The organism is Pannonibacter phragmitetus DSM 14782 (assembly GCF_000382365.1).
Taxonomy (GTDB): Bacteria; Pseudomonadota; Alphaproteobacteria; order Rhizobiales; family Stappiaceae; genus Pannonibacter; species Pannonibacter phragmitetus.
The window spans coordinates 29,971-45,163 of the sequence record NZ_KB908233.1 but is presented as its reverse complement, the minus strand read 5'-3'; the positions used below and the strand labels follow the sequence as shown (position 1 = coordinate 45,163).

Genomic DNA, 15,193 nt, shown 5'->3' with positions numbered 1-15,193 from the left:
ATGACACACGCCCCCTTGCAGGCTTCGCCCGCTTCCACCGTGGCGCGTCTGACCGGCGTGTCGCACCTCTACGGCAAGACACGGGCGCTGGACGGGGTGACGCTCGCTCTGCCCGCAGGCGGCATGATCGGCCTCATCGGACCGGATGGCGTCGGCAAATCCACCTTGCTGGCGCTGCTGTCGGGCGCCCGCAAGATCCAGACAGGCACGGTGGAGGCGCTCGGCGGCGATATGGCCAATGCCCGCCACCGCCGCGCCGTGCTGCCGCGCATCGCCTACATGCCGCAGGGCCTTGGCAAGAACCTCTACATGGACCTGACGGTTGCGGAGAACCTGGAGTTCTTCGGCCGCCTCTTTGGTCAGGACGGGCGGGAACGCCAGCGCCGCATTGCGGAGCTGACCGTTGCGACCGGCCTTGATCCCTTCCTTGACCGCCCGGCAGGGAAACTCTCCGGCGGCATGAAGCAGAAACTCGGGCTGTGCTGCTCGCTCATTCACGATCCGGACCTGCTCATTCTGGATGAGCCGACCACGGGCGTTGATCCCCTGTCCCGCCGCCAGTTCTGGACATTGATCGACACCATCCGCACATCCCGCCCGGGGATGACTGTGGTGGTCGCCACCGCCTACATGGACGAGGCGGAACGTTTCGGCCATCTGGTGGCCATGCATGGCGGGAAAATACTGGCGCAAGGCAGCGCGGCGGACCTGAAGGAAAAAGGACAGGCCGCAACCTTGGAGGCCGCTTTCGTCAACCTGCTGCCGGAATACCGGAGCCAGCCGCACCAGAGCCTCACCGTGCCGCCTTATGAAGGCGACGGCGAGGGCCCGGCCATTGTTGCGCAGGATCTGGTGCAGCGCTTCGGCAGCTTCACTGCCGTTGATCATGTCAGTTTCGAGATCCGGCGCGGCGAAATCTTCGGCTTTCTCGGGTCCAACGGCTGCGGCAAGTCCACCACCATGAAGATGCTGACCGGTCTGCTACCGCCCAGCGAAGGCAAGGCCTGGCTCTTCGGCGAGGAGATCGATGCGCGCAACCTGAACACCCGCAAGCGGGTTGGCTACATGTCGCAGGCCTTCTCGCTTTATGGCGAGCTGACGGTGCGCCAGAACCTGACGCTGCATGCCCAGCTCTTCCATATGCCCACAGCGGAAATCCCTGGCCGCGTCAATGAACTGCTGCAGACCTTCCGCCTGACGGATCATGCCGATGCCCTGCCCGGCGCCCTGCCCCTTGGCGTGCGCCAGCGCCTGTCGCTGGCCGTTGCCATCGTCCACCGGCCCGATGTGCTCATTCTCGATGAGCCGACTTCCGGCGTTGATCCGGTTGCCCGGGACGAGTTCTGGAGCCTTCTGATTGACCTGGCCCGCAAGGACCGGGTGACGATCTTCCTCAGCACCCATTTCATGAACGAAGGTGAGCGCTGCGACCGCATTTCCCTGATGCATGCGGGCAAGGTGCTGGCCTGCGGCGCGCCGGACGAGCTGGTGCGCAGCTACGGCGCTGCCACTCTGGAAGAGGCCTTCATCAGCGCGCTTGAAGGCGCTTCCGCTCCCGCGCAGCCGGCAACAGAGGCGCAGGCAGCGCTGGCTGCTGCAGCCGGGCCGCCCGCCAAGCCACAGAAACGTCGGCAGGGCTTCCTGTCGAAGCGCCGCCTCATGGCCTATTCCCTGCGCGAGGCGAAGGAGTTGCGGCGTGATCCGGTACGCCTTGCCGTGGCGCTGGCGGGCACCATGCTGCTGATGCTGGTCTTCGGCTACGGCATCACCACGGACGTGAATGATCTCACCTATGCGGTGCTGGACCATGACCGGACCCTCGAAAGCCGGCAATATGCCGAAAGCATGTCGGGCTCGCGCTATTTCAAGGAACAGGCGCCGCTCACCAGCGAGGCCGAGATCCTCTCAAGGATGCGGGCCGGCAACATTTCGCTCGCCGTCGAAATTCCGCCTGGCTTCGGCAAGGCGCTGCTGCGCGGCGAAACGCCTGAGATCGCCGCCACCATCGACGGCTCCATGCCGTTCCGGGCCAATACGATTGCAGGCTATGTCACAGGGCTGCATCAGTCCTATATCGCCGAGCAATACCGCCAGCGCTTCGGCGAGACCCCGGTCTTTGCCGCTGCCAGCATTGAACCGCGCTTCCGGTACAATCAGGACTTCAAGAGCATCAATGCCATAGCCCCTTCGGTGATGGCGCTGCTGCTGGTGTTCATTCCGGCGATCCTGACCGCCGTTTCGGTGGTACGGGAAAAGGAGCTGGGCTCGATCACCAATCTCTATGTGACGCCGGTGACGCCGCTTGAGTTCCTGATGGGCAAGCAGCTTCCCTATGTGGCCATCGCCATGGTCAATTTCACGCTGATGATGCTGATGGCGACGGTTGTCTTCGGCGTTCCGGTGAAAGGCAGCCTGCTGACACTGACGGCGGGCGCCCTGCTCTATGTCTGTGCCACCACCGCCATCGGCCTGCTGTTCTCCACCTTCACCTCGACGCAGGTCGCCGCGATCTTCGGCACGGCCATCGGCACGGTTCTGCCCGCAGTGCAGTTCTCCGGCATGCTGCAGCCGGTCTCCTCGCTGACAGGCGCCGGTGCGGTGATCGGTTCGCTCTATCCGACCACCCATTTCATGACCATCAGCGTCGGCACCTTCACCAAGGGGCTGGGCTTTGCTGATCTCTCGGCAAATTTCTGGGCATTGGCCCCGGTCGCCCCACTCGTGCTTGCCGCCTGCGCCCTGCTTTTGCCAAGGCAGGAGCGCTGAGATGGACAGGCTGACCAGTATTTTCCGGTTGGGACTGAAGGAACTGCAGAGCCTGCGGCGTGATCCGGTGCTGCTGATCCTCATTCTCTGGGCCTTCAGTGCCGGGGTCTATATGGCGGCCGACGGCATGCGCTCGGACCTCAACAACGTGGCCGTTGCCGTAGTTGATGAGGACCGCTCGCCCCTGTCCCGGCAGCTCATCGACACCCTGCGGCCGCCGGAGTTCCGCAAGCCGGAACTGATCAGCTTCGCGGAGATTGACCGGGGCCTCGACACGCAGGCCTATTCCTTCGTGCTGGTCATTCCGGAGCGGTTCGAGGCGGACGTGGTGCGCGGCAACGCTCCGAAAATCCTGCTCAACATCGATGCCACAGCCATGATGCAGGCCGGAACGGGCGCCAATCACATCGCGCAGGCCTTCGCCCAGGAGATCGCCCGCTATCAGCACGGCCGGGGCATTGCGGCGGCGGCAATGCCGGTTGATCTCATCATCCGCTATGCCTTCAACCCGAATCTCAGCAGTTCCTGGTTCTCGGCCATCATGGAGATCATCAACAACATCACCATGCTGACCGTGGTTCTGACCGGTGCTGCGGTGATGCGCGAGCGCGAGCATGGCACGCTGGAGCATCTGCTCTCCATGCCGCTGACGCCCTTCGAGATCATGATGGCCAAGGTCTGGGCCAATGGGCTCGTCATTCTCGTGGTCGCCGGGCTGTCGCTGAAGATCGTCATCGAGCAGCTTCTGGGCGTGCCGGTTGCCGGTTCCGTCGCCCTGTTCCTGAGCGGCACCGCCCTTTATCTCTTCTTTGCCTCGGCTCTGGGGATCCTGCTGGGCACCATCGCCCGCTCGATGCCCCAGTTCGGGCTGCTGTTCATCCTCACGATCCTGCCGATGAACCTCTTGTCCGGCGGCGAAACCCCGATCGAGAGCCAGCCGCTGATGCTGCGCACGCTGATGAGCGCGGTGCCCTCCACCCAGTTCGTCAGCATGGCGCAGGCGGTGCTCTACCGGGGGGCGGATTTCTGGATCGTCTGGCCGAAATTCGTTGCCATGACCCTCGTCGGCCTCCTCCTCTTCACCCTCGCCGCCATCCGCTTCCGCAAATCGATCGCGGCAGCGCATTGAGGGACTGCAGGAACGCAGCCCTCGCTGTGCACGCCCTCTCCATCGTCAATCCCGGCCGAGCAGCGCGAGAGCCGGGACCGGTGAGCCAAGGCCCATCGGCTGTGGTTCAGGGGACAACCAGCTTTCACCCCGGCTCACCGGTCCCGGATCGCGCGGGGCGCGTCCGGGATGACGATGGAGAGGCAGGAAAACGTCTTTCCCCCAATTGATGCCCCGGATGCCTGACGCATCCGGGCCTTCTTTCATGTCCCCTTGTCCAGCCCCTCAGCGGCTGGAGCGCATCACCTGGACGTCGAGATCGCGGATCTTCTTGCGCAGGGTGTTGCGGTTGACGCCGAGAAGCTCTGCCGCCTTGATCTGGTTGCCCCGCGTGGCGGCAAGGGCGGCGCTGATCAGCGGATATTCCACTTCCCGCAGGATGCGGTGATAGAGGCCCGGAGGCGGCAGGGCATCGCCGAAATTGGCGAAGTAGGTGTTGAGATAGCGCTCGACCGCCTGACCGAGATTGATTTCGCCGGTGGGCTCCTCAATGGCGCTGGTGACGGCGGGCGTGCTCAGCTCCTGCTCGATCAGCCCCTCGCCGATGACATCCTGCGGGTAGAGCGCGGCGAGACGCCGGACGAGGTTTTCCAGCTCGCGCACGTTGCCCGGCCAGCGGTAGCGGCGCAGCAGGTTCATCGCCGCCTGATCGATTTGCTTGGCCGGCAGGCCTTCCTTTTCGGCCAGCGCAAAGAAGTGGCGCACCAGATCCGGAATATCCTCCACGCGCTCGCGCAGCGGCGGAAGGCGGATGGGCACCACGTTGAGGCGGAAGAACAGATCCTCGCGGAACAGGCCCTGATTGATCAGCTGACGCAGATCCTTGTTGGTGGCGGCGACGATGCGCACGTCCGTCTTGATGGGCGTACGCCCGCCGACGGTGGTGTATTCGCCCTGCTGCAGCACGCGCAAGAGCCGGGTCTGCGCCTCCATCGGCATGTCGCCGATTTCATCTAGGAACAGCGTGCCGCCATCGGCCTGCTCGAAGCGGCCGGATGAGCGGGCCTGCGCGCCGGTGAAAGCGCCCTTCTCGTGGCCGAAAAGTTCCGCCTCGATCAGGTCACGCGGGATGGCGGCCATGTTGATCGCCACGAAAGGCCCATTGCGGCGCTTGCCGTAATCATGCAGCGCGCGGGCGACCAGTTCCTTGCCGGTGCCGCTCTCGCCGTTGATCATGACCGTCAGGTCGGTCTGCATCAGACGGGCGAGCACCCGGTAGATTTCCTGCATGGCAGGCGAGCGGCCGACCAGCGGAATGGCCTCGCCCATGTCATCCATTTCCGCCGGGCGGCGGGATTTGGGCTCCTCGAGGGCGCGGGCGATGATGCCGGTCAGTTCCTTGAGGTCGAAGGGCTTGGGCAGATACTCGTAGGCGCCCTTTTCCGAAGCGCGGATCGCCGTCATGAAGGTGTTCTGCGCACTCATGACGATGACCGGCAGATCGGGCCGCAGCTTCTTGATGCGCGGCAGAACGTCAAAGATGTTCTCGTCCGGCATCACCACATCGGTGACCACCAGATCGCCGTCGCCGGAACTGACCCAGCGCCATAGCGTTGCGGCGTTGGACGTCAGGCGGACGGTGTAGCCGGCCCGGGACAGGGCCTGATTGAGCACGGTGCGGATGGCGGCATCGTCGTCTGCAACAAGAATGGTGCCGGTCGGCATGGTCAGGCGGTCCTGTCGCTGGAGGAGGTTTCAGGTTCGGTAAAGGCAGGCATCAGGATGCGGAAAACGGTGCGCCGGGGCGCGCTGTCGCATTCGATGAAGCCGCCGTGATCGCTGATCATCTTGGCCACCAGCGCGAGGCCCAGGCCCGAGCCGTTGGTCTTGGTGGTGATGAAGGGCTCGAAAATATGCGGCATCAGGTCTTCCGGCACGCCGGGGCCGTTGTCCTTGACGCAGAATTCCAGCGGCAGACTGACCTTTTCCGAGGTGCCGGGCACCGACAGGCGCACACCGGGACGGAAGGCAGTAGTGATGCGGATCTCGCCATCGGGATCATCGCCGATGGCTTCGCAGGCATTCTTCACCAGATTGAGGAACACCTGAACCAGCTGGTCGCGGTTGGCATAGACCGGCGGCAGTGACGGGTCATATTCCTCGATGATGCGCTTGCCGCGCCCGAAGCCCGTGTCCGCCAGCCGCTTCACGTGGTCCAGCACCACGTGGATATTGACCGGCTCGCGCTCGATCGGGCGCTCGTCGGAGAAGACTTCCATCCGGTCGACAAGCTTCACGATCCGGTCGGTCTCGTCCATGATCAGACGGGTCAGCGACCGGTCTTCTTCGCTCGCGGACTGTTCCAGCAGCTGGGCTGCGCCCCGGATGCCGGAGAGCGGGTTCTTGATCTCATGGGCCAGCATGGCCGCAAGGCCGGTGACGGTGCGGGCCGCCCCGCGCGAGGTCAGCTGGCGGTCGATCTTCTCCGCCATGCCCCTTTCCTGGAACATCAGCACCACCGCACCCGGACGCTCCACCACGGGGGCTGCGTGAATGTCCACCACCCGTTCGGCGCCGATGCGCGGCGAGCCGATGTCCACCTTGTACTCGTTGACCGGAGCCCCGCGCTCGCGCACCTGCTCGATCAGTGTCAGGAGCGGGCTGCCGAAGGGCACAAAGTAATCAATCGTGTGCCGCCGCAGGAAGGATACGGATGAGCGCAGGAAGATTTCGGCGGCCATGTTGGCGGCCTCGATCACTCCATCGGGAGCGACCAGAAGTACGGGGTGTGGCAAGGAGTCCAGAATGGTCGGGCCGTCGGTGGCGAGGGCCTCGGTGCGTCCTTCCACGGATTTCGCAGACGGTCCTGTCATGCGGCGCTCCGTTGGGGTTGATCAGAAAACCAGCTGCGGACAAGCCGCGTGACGGTGGCAGGGCTGTCGCTGGTCAGGATTTCCTGACGCAGGGCGGCTGGCACATCGGCGGTCTGGTCCAGATACCAGCCCAGATGCTTGCGTGCGATGCGCCGGCCCAGCTCCAGCCCGTAAAGGGCAATGAGGGCGTCGTAATGCTCCAGCGCCAGATCGCCGAGGGCGTCTCCCTCGGGCGCAGGCTGCGGCTCTGTGCCGTTGAGATGAGCGCCGATCTGCCCAGGCAGCCAGGGGCGGCCATAGGCACCACGGCCAACCATCACCCCATCGGCGCCGGACTGCTCCAGCATCGTCTCCGCCGCATCGATGGACACACAGTCGCCATTGGCGATAACGGGAATGCTGACGGCCTCGGTCACAGCGCGGATCGCCTGCCAGTCGGCCTCGCCCTTGTAGAACTGGTTGCGGGTGCGCCCATGCACGGTGACAAGCTGCACGCCCGCGTCCTGTGCGCGGCGCGCCAGCTCCGGCGCATTCATGCAGTCCCGGTCCCAGCCTAGGCGCATCTTCAGCGTTACCGGCACGGAGACGGCCTCCACGGTCGCCTCGACCAGCGTCAGTGCGTGATCAAGATCGCGCATCAGGGCCGAGCCGGAATAGCCGGTGGTGACGCGCTTGGCCGGGCAGCCCATGTTGATGTCGATGATGGCCGCGCCCGCAGCTTCCGCGATGCGCGCCGCTTCCGCCATCCAGTGCGGCTCACGTCCGGCCAGCTGCACCACATGCAGGTCCAGCCCCTCGCCTTCCGCCCGGGCGCGGGTTTCGGCATCGCCTTCCACCAGCTGTTCGCAGGCCACCATCTCGGACACGACGAGTCCCGCACCGAAGCGCGCCGCCAGTTTGCGGAAGGGCAGATCCGACACACCGGACATGGGCGCAAGGAAGGCCCGGTTCGCCAGAACATGCGGACCGATCTTCAGGGAACTCTCAAAACGTGCAGCTGCAGGTGTGCTCATATCGTGTGCATATCTCGATTTGCCTACACATTAGACATTTTTTGCATTGCGGCAAGGGACAAGTTGTAACAGCTTCTGAAAATGAGTTGAGAACAACCCCGGAAAACCCTTAAGAGACAGGCACGAAACGCGGCCTGCCTCAAAACTGTCCATATGCGGCGGCTGGCAGTCCTGATTGCCCCGGCGCGTGAGGCAGCGCCACCAGCGGAAACCCTCGATGACGCGCAAGACATCTGCCCTGATCGTCGCTGCCGGACGCGGAACGCGTCTCGCAGATCCACAGGACAGGTGCCCCAAGCAGTATCTTGCCCTCGACGACCGGCCCATGCTGGCCTGGACGCTGGAGGCCATCCTGCAAAGCCCGCATGTGGCTGATGCGCTTGTCGTGATCCATGCCGATGATGGCGGCCTCTATGAAGCATCGCTGGCGGCAGTGCAACCGGCCATGCGCGAAAGAATTCTGCCGCCCGCCATCGGCGGCGCCACCCGTCAGGCGTCCGTGCATGCCGGGCTTGAGGCGCTCGCCTCCCGGCCGGAAGAGCACCTTCCCGCCCATGTGCTGGTGCATGATGCCGCCCGTCCCTTTCTGATGGCCGTCACACTTGAGCGCATGGCGGCTGCCCTTCAGGCCGGAGAACAGGCCGTGCTGGCCGCCCTGCCCGTGCATGACACGCTGAAGCGCGCCGGGCCGGACGGCTATGCCACCGGAACCGTGGACCGCAGCGGATTATGGGCCGCCCAGACACCGCAGGGCTTCGCCTTCGAGCCTCTGCTCGGAGCGCACCGCAAGGCCGCCGTTCTGGGGCAGGACCATTTCACCGACGACACATCCCTGGCCGAATGGGCAGGCCTGCGCGTTCAGCTGGTGGAAGGGGCCGCCGAAACCTTCAAGGTGACAACCCGCGCGGACCTTGACCGGGCGCGCGCCATGGCCGTGCTTCTCCGCCGGCCGCAAAGCGAATAGGAGCCAGCATGAAGCCCTGGTCTGAACTGCCGGATATCCGCACCGGCAACGGCTATGACGTGCATGCCTTCGAAGAGGGCGATGCAGTCATTCTCGGCGGCATTGCCATACCCTTCCACAAGCGCCTCAAGGGCCACTCCGATGCGGACGTGGCGCTGCATGCGCTTACCGATGCCATTCTCGGCGCCATCGCCGGCAAGGACATCGGCGGTCACTTCCCCCCCTCTGATCCGCAGTGGAAGGGCGCATCCTCGGACAGGTTCCTGCAGCATGCCCTGTCTCTGGTGGCCGCCCGCGGCGGGCGGGTGGCGCATCTGGATGTGACGATCGTCTGCGAAGCGCCGAAGATCGGCCCGGTGCGCGAGGATATGCGGCGCAGCATCGCCGCCATCTGCTCCCTGCCGGTCGAACGGGTTTCGGTGAAAGCCACCACTTCGGAAGAGCTCGGCTTCACCGGCCGGCGCGAAGGCATTGCAGCGCTTGCCACGGCAACCGTCCGTCTGCCAGATTTGGGGGACTGACCCCTCCGGAGGCTCCCATGACCGATCTGACACAGTTGCGGCCGCAGGCCGAGGCGCTTGTCCTGAAGCTGAAGAGCAAAGGGCTGATGATGACGGCGGCTGAATCCTGCACCGGCGGCATGGTCTGCGCGCTGGTGACGGAGATCGCCGGATCTTCCGCCGTTCTTGACCGGGGTTTTGTCACCTACTCCAACGAAGCGAAGATGGAGATGCTGGGCGTGCCCGCAGAGGTGCTCGCCCGCGTGGGTGCCGTCAGCGAAGAAACGGCGCGCGCGATGGCGGAAGGGGCGCTGTCTCATTCGCGTGCAGATGTGTCCGTTGCCATTACAGGCATCGCCGGCCCCGGCGGGGGATCGCCGGAAAAGCCGGTCGGCCTCGTCCATTTTGCAGCCGCAGGAAAAGGCAGGCAGACACGGCATCTGGCTTGCCGCTTCGGTGATCAGGGGCGCGACACAGTCCGCACCTTGTCAGCCGCAACGGCCCTGGAGATTCTGTCAAATTTGATCGACTGACAGAAGGGAATATCAAGACGGCTATACTATAGCATGGCACTTGTGCTGAGCCTGCGTATCTGCTGGCCCGGCGCTGACAACGGGGCAGGTTGTTATGCGCGTCTTGATTATTCTGGCGGGAGCTCTTGCATCCCTTCTTCCGGCACGGGCCGAAGAAGTGGTGAAAGCGGGAGATTTCTATCTCATCTCGCGGCAAGCCGATGGCACCTTTTATGGGAGCCATCAGGTGCTTGAAGAGCAGGCAGCCGGGTATGTTGCCGTTGCATACTGCGGCCGCAGGGTCTGGGTCCGGCCCAAGTCTGTGGCCTGGAGCCTGGTGGAAGTTGAGAACAAGCGCCTTGTCAGGCTGGAATACAGCAACGGACGCGGCTGGGTGGAGGTCTGTGCCAAGGCAGAGAATCACGTCTCCATGGCGGACATCGGCAGCGACGAGGACCCGCTGATTCTCAGCAACGAAGGTTCGGCCGTTGTGGCGCCGACAGGCAGCAAACTGTCGCGCATCAGCGAAGCCTTCGCCAACAAATCCGGCGGAAAGCCCAAGGGCTCCTACCATCAGCAGTAACACGCACTCAAGCGGCCAAATGCGTGCTTTCGCACACCTACCGCAAGGCTGACGCAGGATTGACTTGATATTGCCTTCTTTGCAGGCAAAACTTCTGGTCGCAAAAAGTGACAGGCAGGTCGGCGCAACCTGCAAGCGACCACACGCCTGGCTCAACACAGGGAACTGTGCCGTGGCAACCCTTGCTGGTGTTCTTCTGGCCGTTTTTATTGCCGTCAGCCTTTGGCCGGCGACGGCCCTGGCCCAGACTGCAACACAAACGGCCGGGCAGCAGCAATCGGGCGAATTTCACATTATTTCACGAGACAAGGGCCGCTTTCGCGGCAGCCATGTGGTGCTTCGCCGGGAACAGCAGGGTTTCATGGCCGTGGAGTATTGCGGCTCGCAATTCTGGGTCCGTCCCACCACAGTTGCCTGGACGCAGAAAGAGGCAGACGACGGTTTTGAACTCAATCTGGAGAGCAACACCAGCGGCCGGTGGCAGGCTGTCTGCCGCAATCCGCACAAGCAGGTGAAGGTTCAGGATCTCAATCTGCCCACCAATGTGGAGCGGGGCCTGACCGGTGAAGCCCCTCCTCCACGGGAGTTCAGGTTCCAGGAAATACGCCGCGCCTTTACCGGGCGGTGACCGGAACAGCCGCCTTGCGGCCATAGACTTCATCGGCACGCGCCTCGAAGGCAGCAGCGAACTTGCGGAAGGCCATGTCGAACATGGCGCCCATCAGGGCCGCAAAAGTCCGGCTCTTGAAATCATAGGAAATGAAGAAACCAACGCTGCAGCCGCCAGTCTCGTGCGGCTGGAAGGTCCAGCGGTTCTCCAGATGCTGGAACGGGCCGTCCAGATATTCCACGAGGATCTGGTTCTTCGGCCTGTCCAGCACCACGCGGCTGGTGAAGGTTTCCTTGAACAGCTTGTAGGCGACCGTCATGTCGGCCACCAGAACCTCGCGCGTTTCATCCAGCGGCTTGCGGCCACGGATCACGAGGCTTTGGCACAGGGGCACAAACTGGGGATACTTCTCCACATCGGCAACAAGGTCGAACATGTCGCTGGCGCTGTGGGCCACGTCCCGGCTCGATTCAAATGACGGCATGTAAGTCTCTTCTGGCCCGGCAGACTGTCATGCAGCCCGCCGGCGCGGTTCTTTGTGTCAATGGCCGAGCTTTGCAGCGCGTGCGGCCCTCAGGTCAGCAAAATCCTCACCCGCATGATGGGAGGAGCGGGTCAGGGGGCTGGCGGACACCTTCAGGAAGCCCTTGGCATAGGCGATCTTCTCATAGGCCTTGAATTCTTCCGGCGTCACGAAGGACAGCACCGGATGATGCTTCTTCGAGGGCTGGAGATACTGGCCGATGGTGAGGAAGTCCACGTCCGCCGTCCGCAGGTCATCCATCAGCTGAAGCACTTCATTGCGCTCCTCGCCGAGGCCGACCATGATGCCGGACTTGGTGAACATGGTGGGATCCAGTTCCTTCACCCGCTGCAGCAGGCGGATGGAATGGAAATAGCGGGCGCCGGGGCGCACCTTCAGATACTTCGACGGCACCGTTTCCAGATTGTGGTTGAACACATCCGGCTTGGCCTTCACGACGATCTCCAGCGCGCCTTCCTTGCGCAGGAAGTCCGGCGTCAGCACCTCGATGGTGGTCTTCGGCGCCTTGGCGCGGATCGCGGCGATCACATCGGCGAAATGGTTTGCACCGCCGTCATCCAGATCATCCCGGTCCACCGAAGTAATGACGACATGCTCAAGCCCCATGGTGGCCACTGCCGTGGCGATTCCCTCCGGCTCGTTCTTGTCCACCGCCCCCGGCATTCCAGTGCGCACGTTGCAGAAGGCGCAGGCGCGGGTGCAGGTGTCGCCGAGGATCATGAAGCTGGCGTGCTTCTTTGACCAGCACTCGCCGATGTTCGGGCAGCCCGCTTCCTCGCACACGGTGACGAGCTTGTTCTCGCGCACCACCTGATGGGTCTCGCGGTAGACCGGCGACGTCGGCGCCTTGACGCGAATCCACGCAGGTTTCCGGGCCACCGGATTGTCGGGCCTGTGGGCCTTTTCCGGATGCCGGGGCTTCGCATCGTCTGCGCTCTGCGCGGGAGCCGGACGGTTCAGGGTGTCGAGGATCGTTACCATGGCATCCAAATGTCGTGAGCAGCGCCGAAGGTCAAGTGCCTCTTTGCCGCGGTGTCATGCGTTTTCGGAAGATCCGCTCAGCGCGGTCAGTCTTGCAGCCAGTTCGGGCGAGAGGGCACGCGATTTCCGGGTGGTTTCATCCATCTGCACCACCACGGAACTTGCCCGCGCCACGCATTTGCCGTTCTGGAAAACGGCCTGATCGAGTGTAATGGAACTGCGGCCGACGGAGACGACCCTCGTGCCGGTCTGCACTTTGCCGGGCCATGTCACCTCAGCGAGAAAGTCCAGCTCCAGACGGGCAAGTACAAAGCTCGCCCCGGCATCCGCCAGTGCTTGCGCCGCGCCCGCACTGGCCTGGAAGAAGACCTCGACACGTCCGGTCTCCAGAAAGGTGGCGAAGACAGCATTGTTGACATGGCCCTGACGGTCCGTGTCGCGATAGCGCAGCTTGTCCTCGCTGTGCAGCGGATAGTCACTCAGACTTGGCAAATCACCCGGCATAATGCCCCCTACCCTTCACCTTTATCCTGCGGCGCCCTTCTCCTGTGCGCCTGTCAGCGGCCTCTGATCTTGCGCCAGACGAACAGGAACAGAATGGCCCCGACTGTCGCCACAACCAGCTGGTCGATGAAGCCGCCGGTCAGATTGAGCCGCAGCATTTCGGCGAGCTTGCCGCCGACAAGCGCACCGATCAGCCCGACGACGAGGGAGCCGAAAAAGCCGCCCCGGCTGTCCAGCACCCGGTGGGCGATGGCGCCAGCCAGCAGCCCGATGATAATCCAGAAAATCATGCGCTGTGCCTCCCCTGCTTCCGGCACTGCCGCCGGAAGCGCTCAGTTGCTCCGGAATACCCTCCGCTCAGGCCGGTAGGATCAGGCCAATATGCGGGCGACGAAGACAACAACGACGGCGCCGATGGCCGCAACGGCAATCTCGTTGGCAATGGCATTGCCCAGGTTCAGAGAAAACCCGAAGTAATGCATCAGAAAGCCGCCAACGACGGCACCGGCAAGACCGGTCAGGATGTAGCGGATCAACCCGCCGCCGCCAGTGATGAAGCTGGCGATCCACCCGGCAACAAGGCCAATCAGCGCCCAGATGATCACGGTCTGAAGTGTCATGATGCAGTCTCCCTATTGACGTGCTGCCTTATCAACACTGAAGACACCATCGAGGTTCCGCAAGAGCTACGGCCTAGTAATAATGCCAAGAGGGCCGCCTCTCATGCGAGGGCGGCCCTGCAGGGTTTCCGTCAGGCGTTCAGCGCCCGCCCATAGGCGTCCAGAACGCTTTCCTTCATCATTTCCGACAGGGTCGGATGCGGGAAGATCGTGTGCATCAGATCTTCCTCGGTCGTCTCGAGGTTCATCGCCACAACGAAGCCCTGGATCAGCTCGGTCACTTCCGTGCCGACCATGTGGGCACCCAGCAGTTCGCCGGTCTTCTTGTCGAAGATGGTCTTGATGAGGCCATTGTCCTCACCCAGAGCAATGGCCTTGCCGTTGGCTGCAAAGGAGAAGCGGCCGACGCGGATGTCGCGGCCCAGTTCCTTGGCCTTGGCTTCGGTCAGACCGACAGAAGCGACCTGCGGGTTGCAGTAGGTGCAGCCCGGAATCTTGCCCTTGTCCATGGCGTGAACGCCCGGCAGGCCTGCGATCTTCTCGATGCAGATGACGCCTTCATGCTCGGCCTTGTGGGCGAGCATCGGGGGGCCAGCCACGTCACCGATGGCATAAAGCCCCGGAACGTTGGTCTTGCCGTAGCCGTCGATGACCACGCAGCCGCGGTCGGTCTTCACGCCAAGCGCCTCGAGGCCGAGGTTCTCGATGTTGCCCTGGACGCCGACAGCGGAAATCAGGCGGTCAGCGGTGATCTGGGTCACCTTGCCGTCTTTGGTCTCCACATGGGCGGTAATGGAATTGGCGCCCTTCTCGACCTTGGCAACCTTCGCTTCGGTCATGATCTTCATGCCGCGCTTTTCCAGTGCCTTGCGGGCGATGGCGGAGATTTCGGCATCTTCCACCGGCATGATCTGGGACATGACTTCGACGACAGTCACGTCAACGCCCATGGAGCGGTAGAAGGACGCGAACTCGATGCCGATGGCGCCCGAGCCCATCACGACCAGCGACTTCGGCATGAAGTCCGGCTTCATCGCCTCGAAATAGGTCCAGATCAGCTTGCCATCCGGCTCGATGCCGGGCAGCGCACGCGGACGGGCACCGGTGGCGATGATGATGTGCTTGGCCGCGTAGGTGCCTTCGCCCTTCACGCCCTTGGGCGCGGGGTGCTGCGGCTCGACGGCGGGCTTGGAAGACTTGCCGACTACGATCTCACCCGGCTTGGTGAGCTTGGCTTCACCCCAGATGACGTCGATCTTGTTCTTCTTCATCAGGAAGCCGACGCCGCCGTTGAGGCGGGCCGAAACGCCGCGCGAACGGGCAACCACATCCTTGATGTCAGCCGTCATCTTGCCTTCCAGCTTCAGCCCGTAGGACTTGGCATGGTTGGCGTGATCGAGAATTTCAGCGGAGCGCAGCAGCGCCTTGGTCGGAATGCAGCCCCAGTTGAGGCAGATGCCGCCCAGATGCTCGCGCTCGACAATGGCAGTCTTGAAGCCGAGCTGGGCCGCACGGATCGCGGTCACATAACCGCCGGGGCCCGACCCGATGATGAGGACGTCATAGCTATCGGCCATGGAAGTTCCCTCGCCTTTGTTTCGCAAGAATGTCGCGT

14 protein-coding genes and 1 pseudogene are annotated in these 15,193 nt (G+C 63.4%); 6 read left to right on the top strand and 9 right to left on the bottom strand.

Annotated features, from left to right (window positions below):
* Window positions 1-2,766, top strand: coding sequence for a ribosome-associated ATPase/putative transporter RbbA (gene rbbA / locus H163_RS0119570; RefSeq protein ID WP_026356088.1), 2,766 nt, complete (start codon window positions 1-3; stop codon window positions 2,764-2,766).
* A 1-nt stretch (window position 2,767) separates the two neighbouring features.
* Window positions 2,768-3,895 (top strand): ABC transporter permease, encoded by a 1,128-nt coding sequence (locus H163_RS0119565; RefSeq protein WP_019966317.1) that lies wholly within the window; start codon window positions 2,768-2,770, stop codon window positions 3,893-3,895.
* 264 nt (window positions 3,896-4,159) lie between these two features.
* Here the strand turns inward: H163_RS0119565 and ntrC are convergent, their stop codons facing one another.
* From ntrC to dusB, 3 genes are read right to left on the bottom strand one after another with little or no spacing between them, the layout of a single operon-like run.
* Window positions 4,160-5,599, bottom strand: a complete 1,440-nt coding sequence (gene ntrC, locus H163_RS0119560; protein ID WP_019966316.1) for a nitrogen regulation protein NR(I) — start codon at window positions 5,597-5,599, stop codon at window positions 4,160-4,162.
* A gap of 2 nt (window positions 5,600-5,601) precedes the next feature.
* Window positions 5,602-6,747 (bottom strand): two-component system sensor histidine kinase NtrB, encoded by a 1,146-nt coding sequence (locus H163_RS0119555; protein ID WP_026356087.1) that lies wholly within the window; start codon window positions 6,745-6,747, stop codon window positions 5,602-5,604.
* Window positions 6,744-7,760, bottom strand: coding sequence for a tRNA dihydrouridine synthase DusB (dusB, locus tag H163_RS0119550; RefSeq protein WP_019966314.1), 1,017 nt, complete (start codon window positions 7,758-7,760; stop codon window positions 6,744-6,746). The genes H163_RS0119555 and dusB overlap by 4 nt, the downstream gene beginning before the upstream one ends.
* A 217-nt stretch (window positions 7,761-7,977) precedes the next feature.
* On the opposite strand from dusB, the pseudogene H163_RS24840 reads away from it, so the two are divergent.
* The 4 genes and pseudogenes from H163_RS24840 (at window position 7,978) to H163_RS23250 (ending at window position 10,947) form a co-directional block, all read left to right on the top strand.
* Window positions 7,978-9,245, top strand: a pseudogene (locus tag H163_RS24840) (bifunctional 2-C-methyl-D-erythritol 4-phosphate cytidylyltransferase/2-C-methyl-D-erythritol 2,4-cyclodiphosphate synthase).
* Between the two features lie 17 nt (window positions 9,246-9,262).
* A complete protein-coding gene (locus H163_RS0119540) occupies window positions 9,263-9,757 on the top strand; it encodes a CinA family protein (RefSeq protein WP_019966313.1) in 495 nt (164 codons plus the stop codon).
* Window positions 9,758-9,851: 94 nt separating this feature from the next.
* Entirely contained in the window at window positions 9,852-10,319 is a 468-nt protein-coding gene (locus tag H163_RS23810; protein WP_019966312.1) for a hypothetical protein, read from the top strand.
* Window positions 10,320-10,491: 172 nt separating this feature from the next.
* On the top strand, window positions 10,492-10,947 hold the full coding sequence (locus tag H163_RS23250) for a hypothetical protein (RefSeq protein ID WP_051105435.1): 456 nt from the start codon (window positions 10,492-10,494) through the stop codon (window positions 10,945-10,947).
* Here H163_RS23250 and H163_RS0119525 read toward each other — a convergent pair.
* From H163_RS0119525 to lpdA, 6 genes are all read right to left on the bottom strand, one after another.
* On the bottom strand, window positions 10,934-11,413 hold the full coding sequence (locus H163_RS0119525; protein ID WP_026356085.1) for a type II toxin-antitoxin system RatA family toxin: 480 nt from the start codon (window positions 11,411-11,413) through the stop codon (window positions 10,934-10,936). The two genes, H163_RS23250 and H163_RS0119525, sit on opposite strands and share 14 nt — an antisense overlap.
* A 57-nt stretch (window positions 11,414-11,470) precedes the next feature.
* Window positions 11,471-12,454 (bottom strand): lipoyl synthase, encoded by a 984-nt coding sequence (gene lipA / locus H163_RS0119520; protein WP_019966309.1) that lies wholly within the window; start codon window positions 12,452-12,454, stop codon window positions 11,471-11,473.
* A gap of 54 nt (window positions 12,455-12,508) precedes the next feature.
* Window positions 12,509-12,958, bottom strand: a complete 450-nt coding sequence (locus tag H163_RS0119515) for an acyl-CoA thioesterase (protein ID WP_026356084.1) — start codon at window positions 12,956-12,958, stop codon at window positions 12,509-12,511.
* Window positions 12,959-13,011: 53 nt separating this feature from the next.
* Window positions 13,012-13,248: a GlsB/YeaQ/YmgE family stress response membrane protein gene (locus tag H163_RS0119510; RefSeq protein WP_019966307.1), complete on the bottom strand. Its 237-nt coding sequence runs from the start codon at window positions 13,246-13,248 to the stop codon at window positions 13,012-13,014.
* Between the two features lie 81 nt (window positions 13,249-13,329).
* Window positions 13,330-13,578, bottom strand: coding sequence for a GlsB/YeaQ/YmgE family stress response membrane protein (locus H163_RS0119505; RefSeq protein WP_019966306.1), 249 nt, complete (start codon window positions 13,576-13,578; stop codon window positions 13,330-13,332).
* Window positions 13,579-13,709: 131 nt separating this feature from the next.
* A complete protein-coding gene (gene lpdA, locus H163_RS0119500) occupies window positions 13,710-15,155 on the bottom strand; it encodes a dihydrolipoyl dehydrogenase (RefSeq protein ID WP_019966305.1) in 1,446 nt (481 codons plus the stop codon).
* Window positions 15,156-15,193 lie beyond the last annotated feature (38 nt).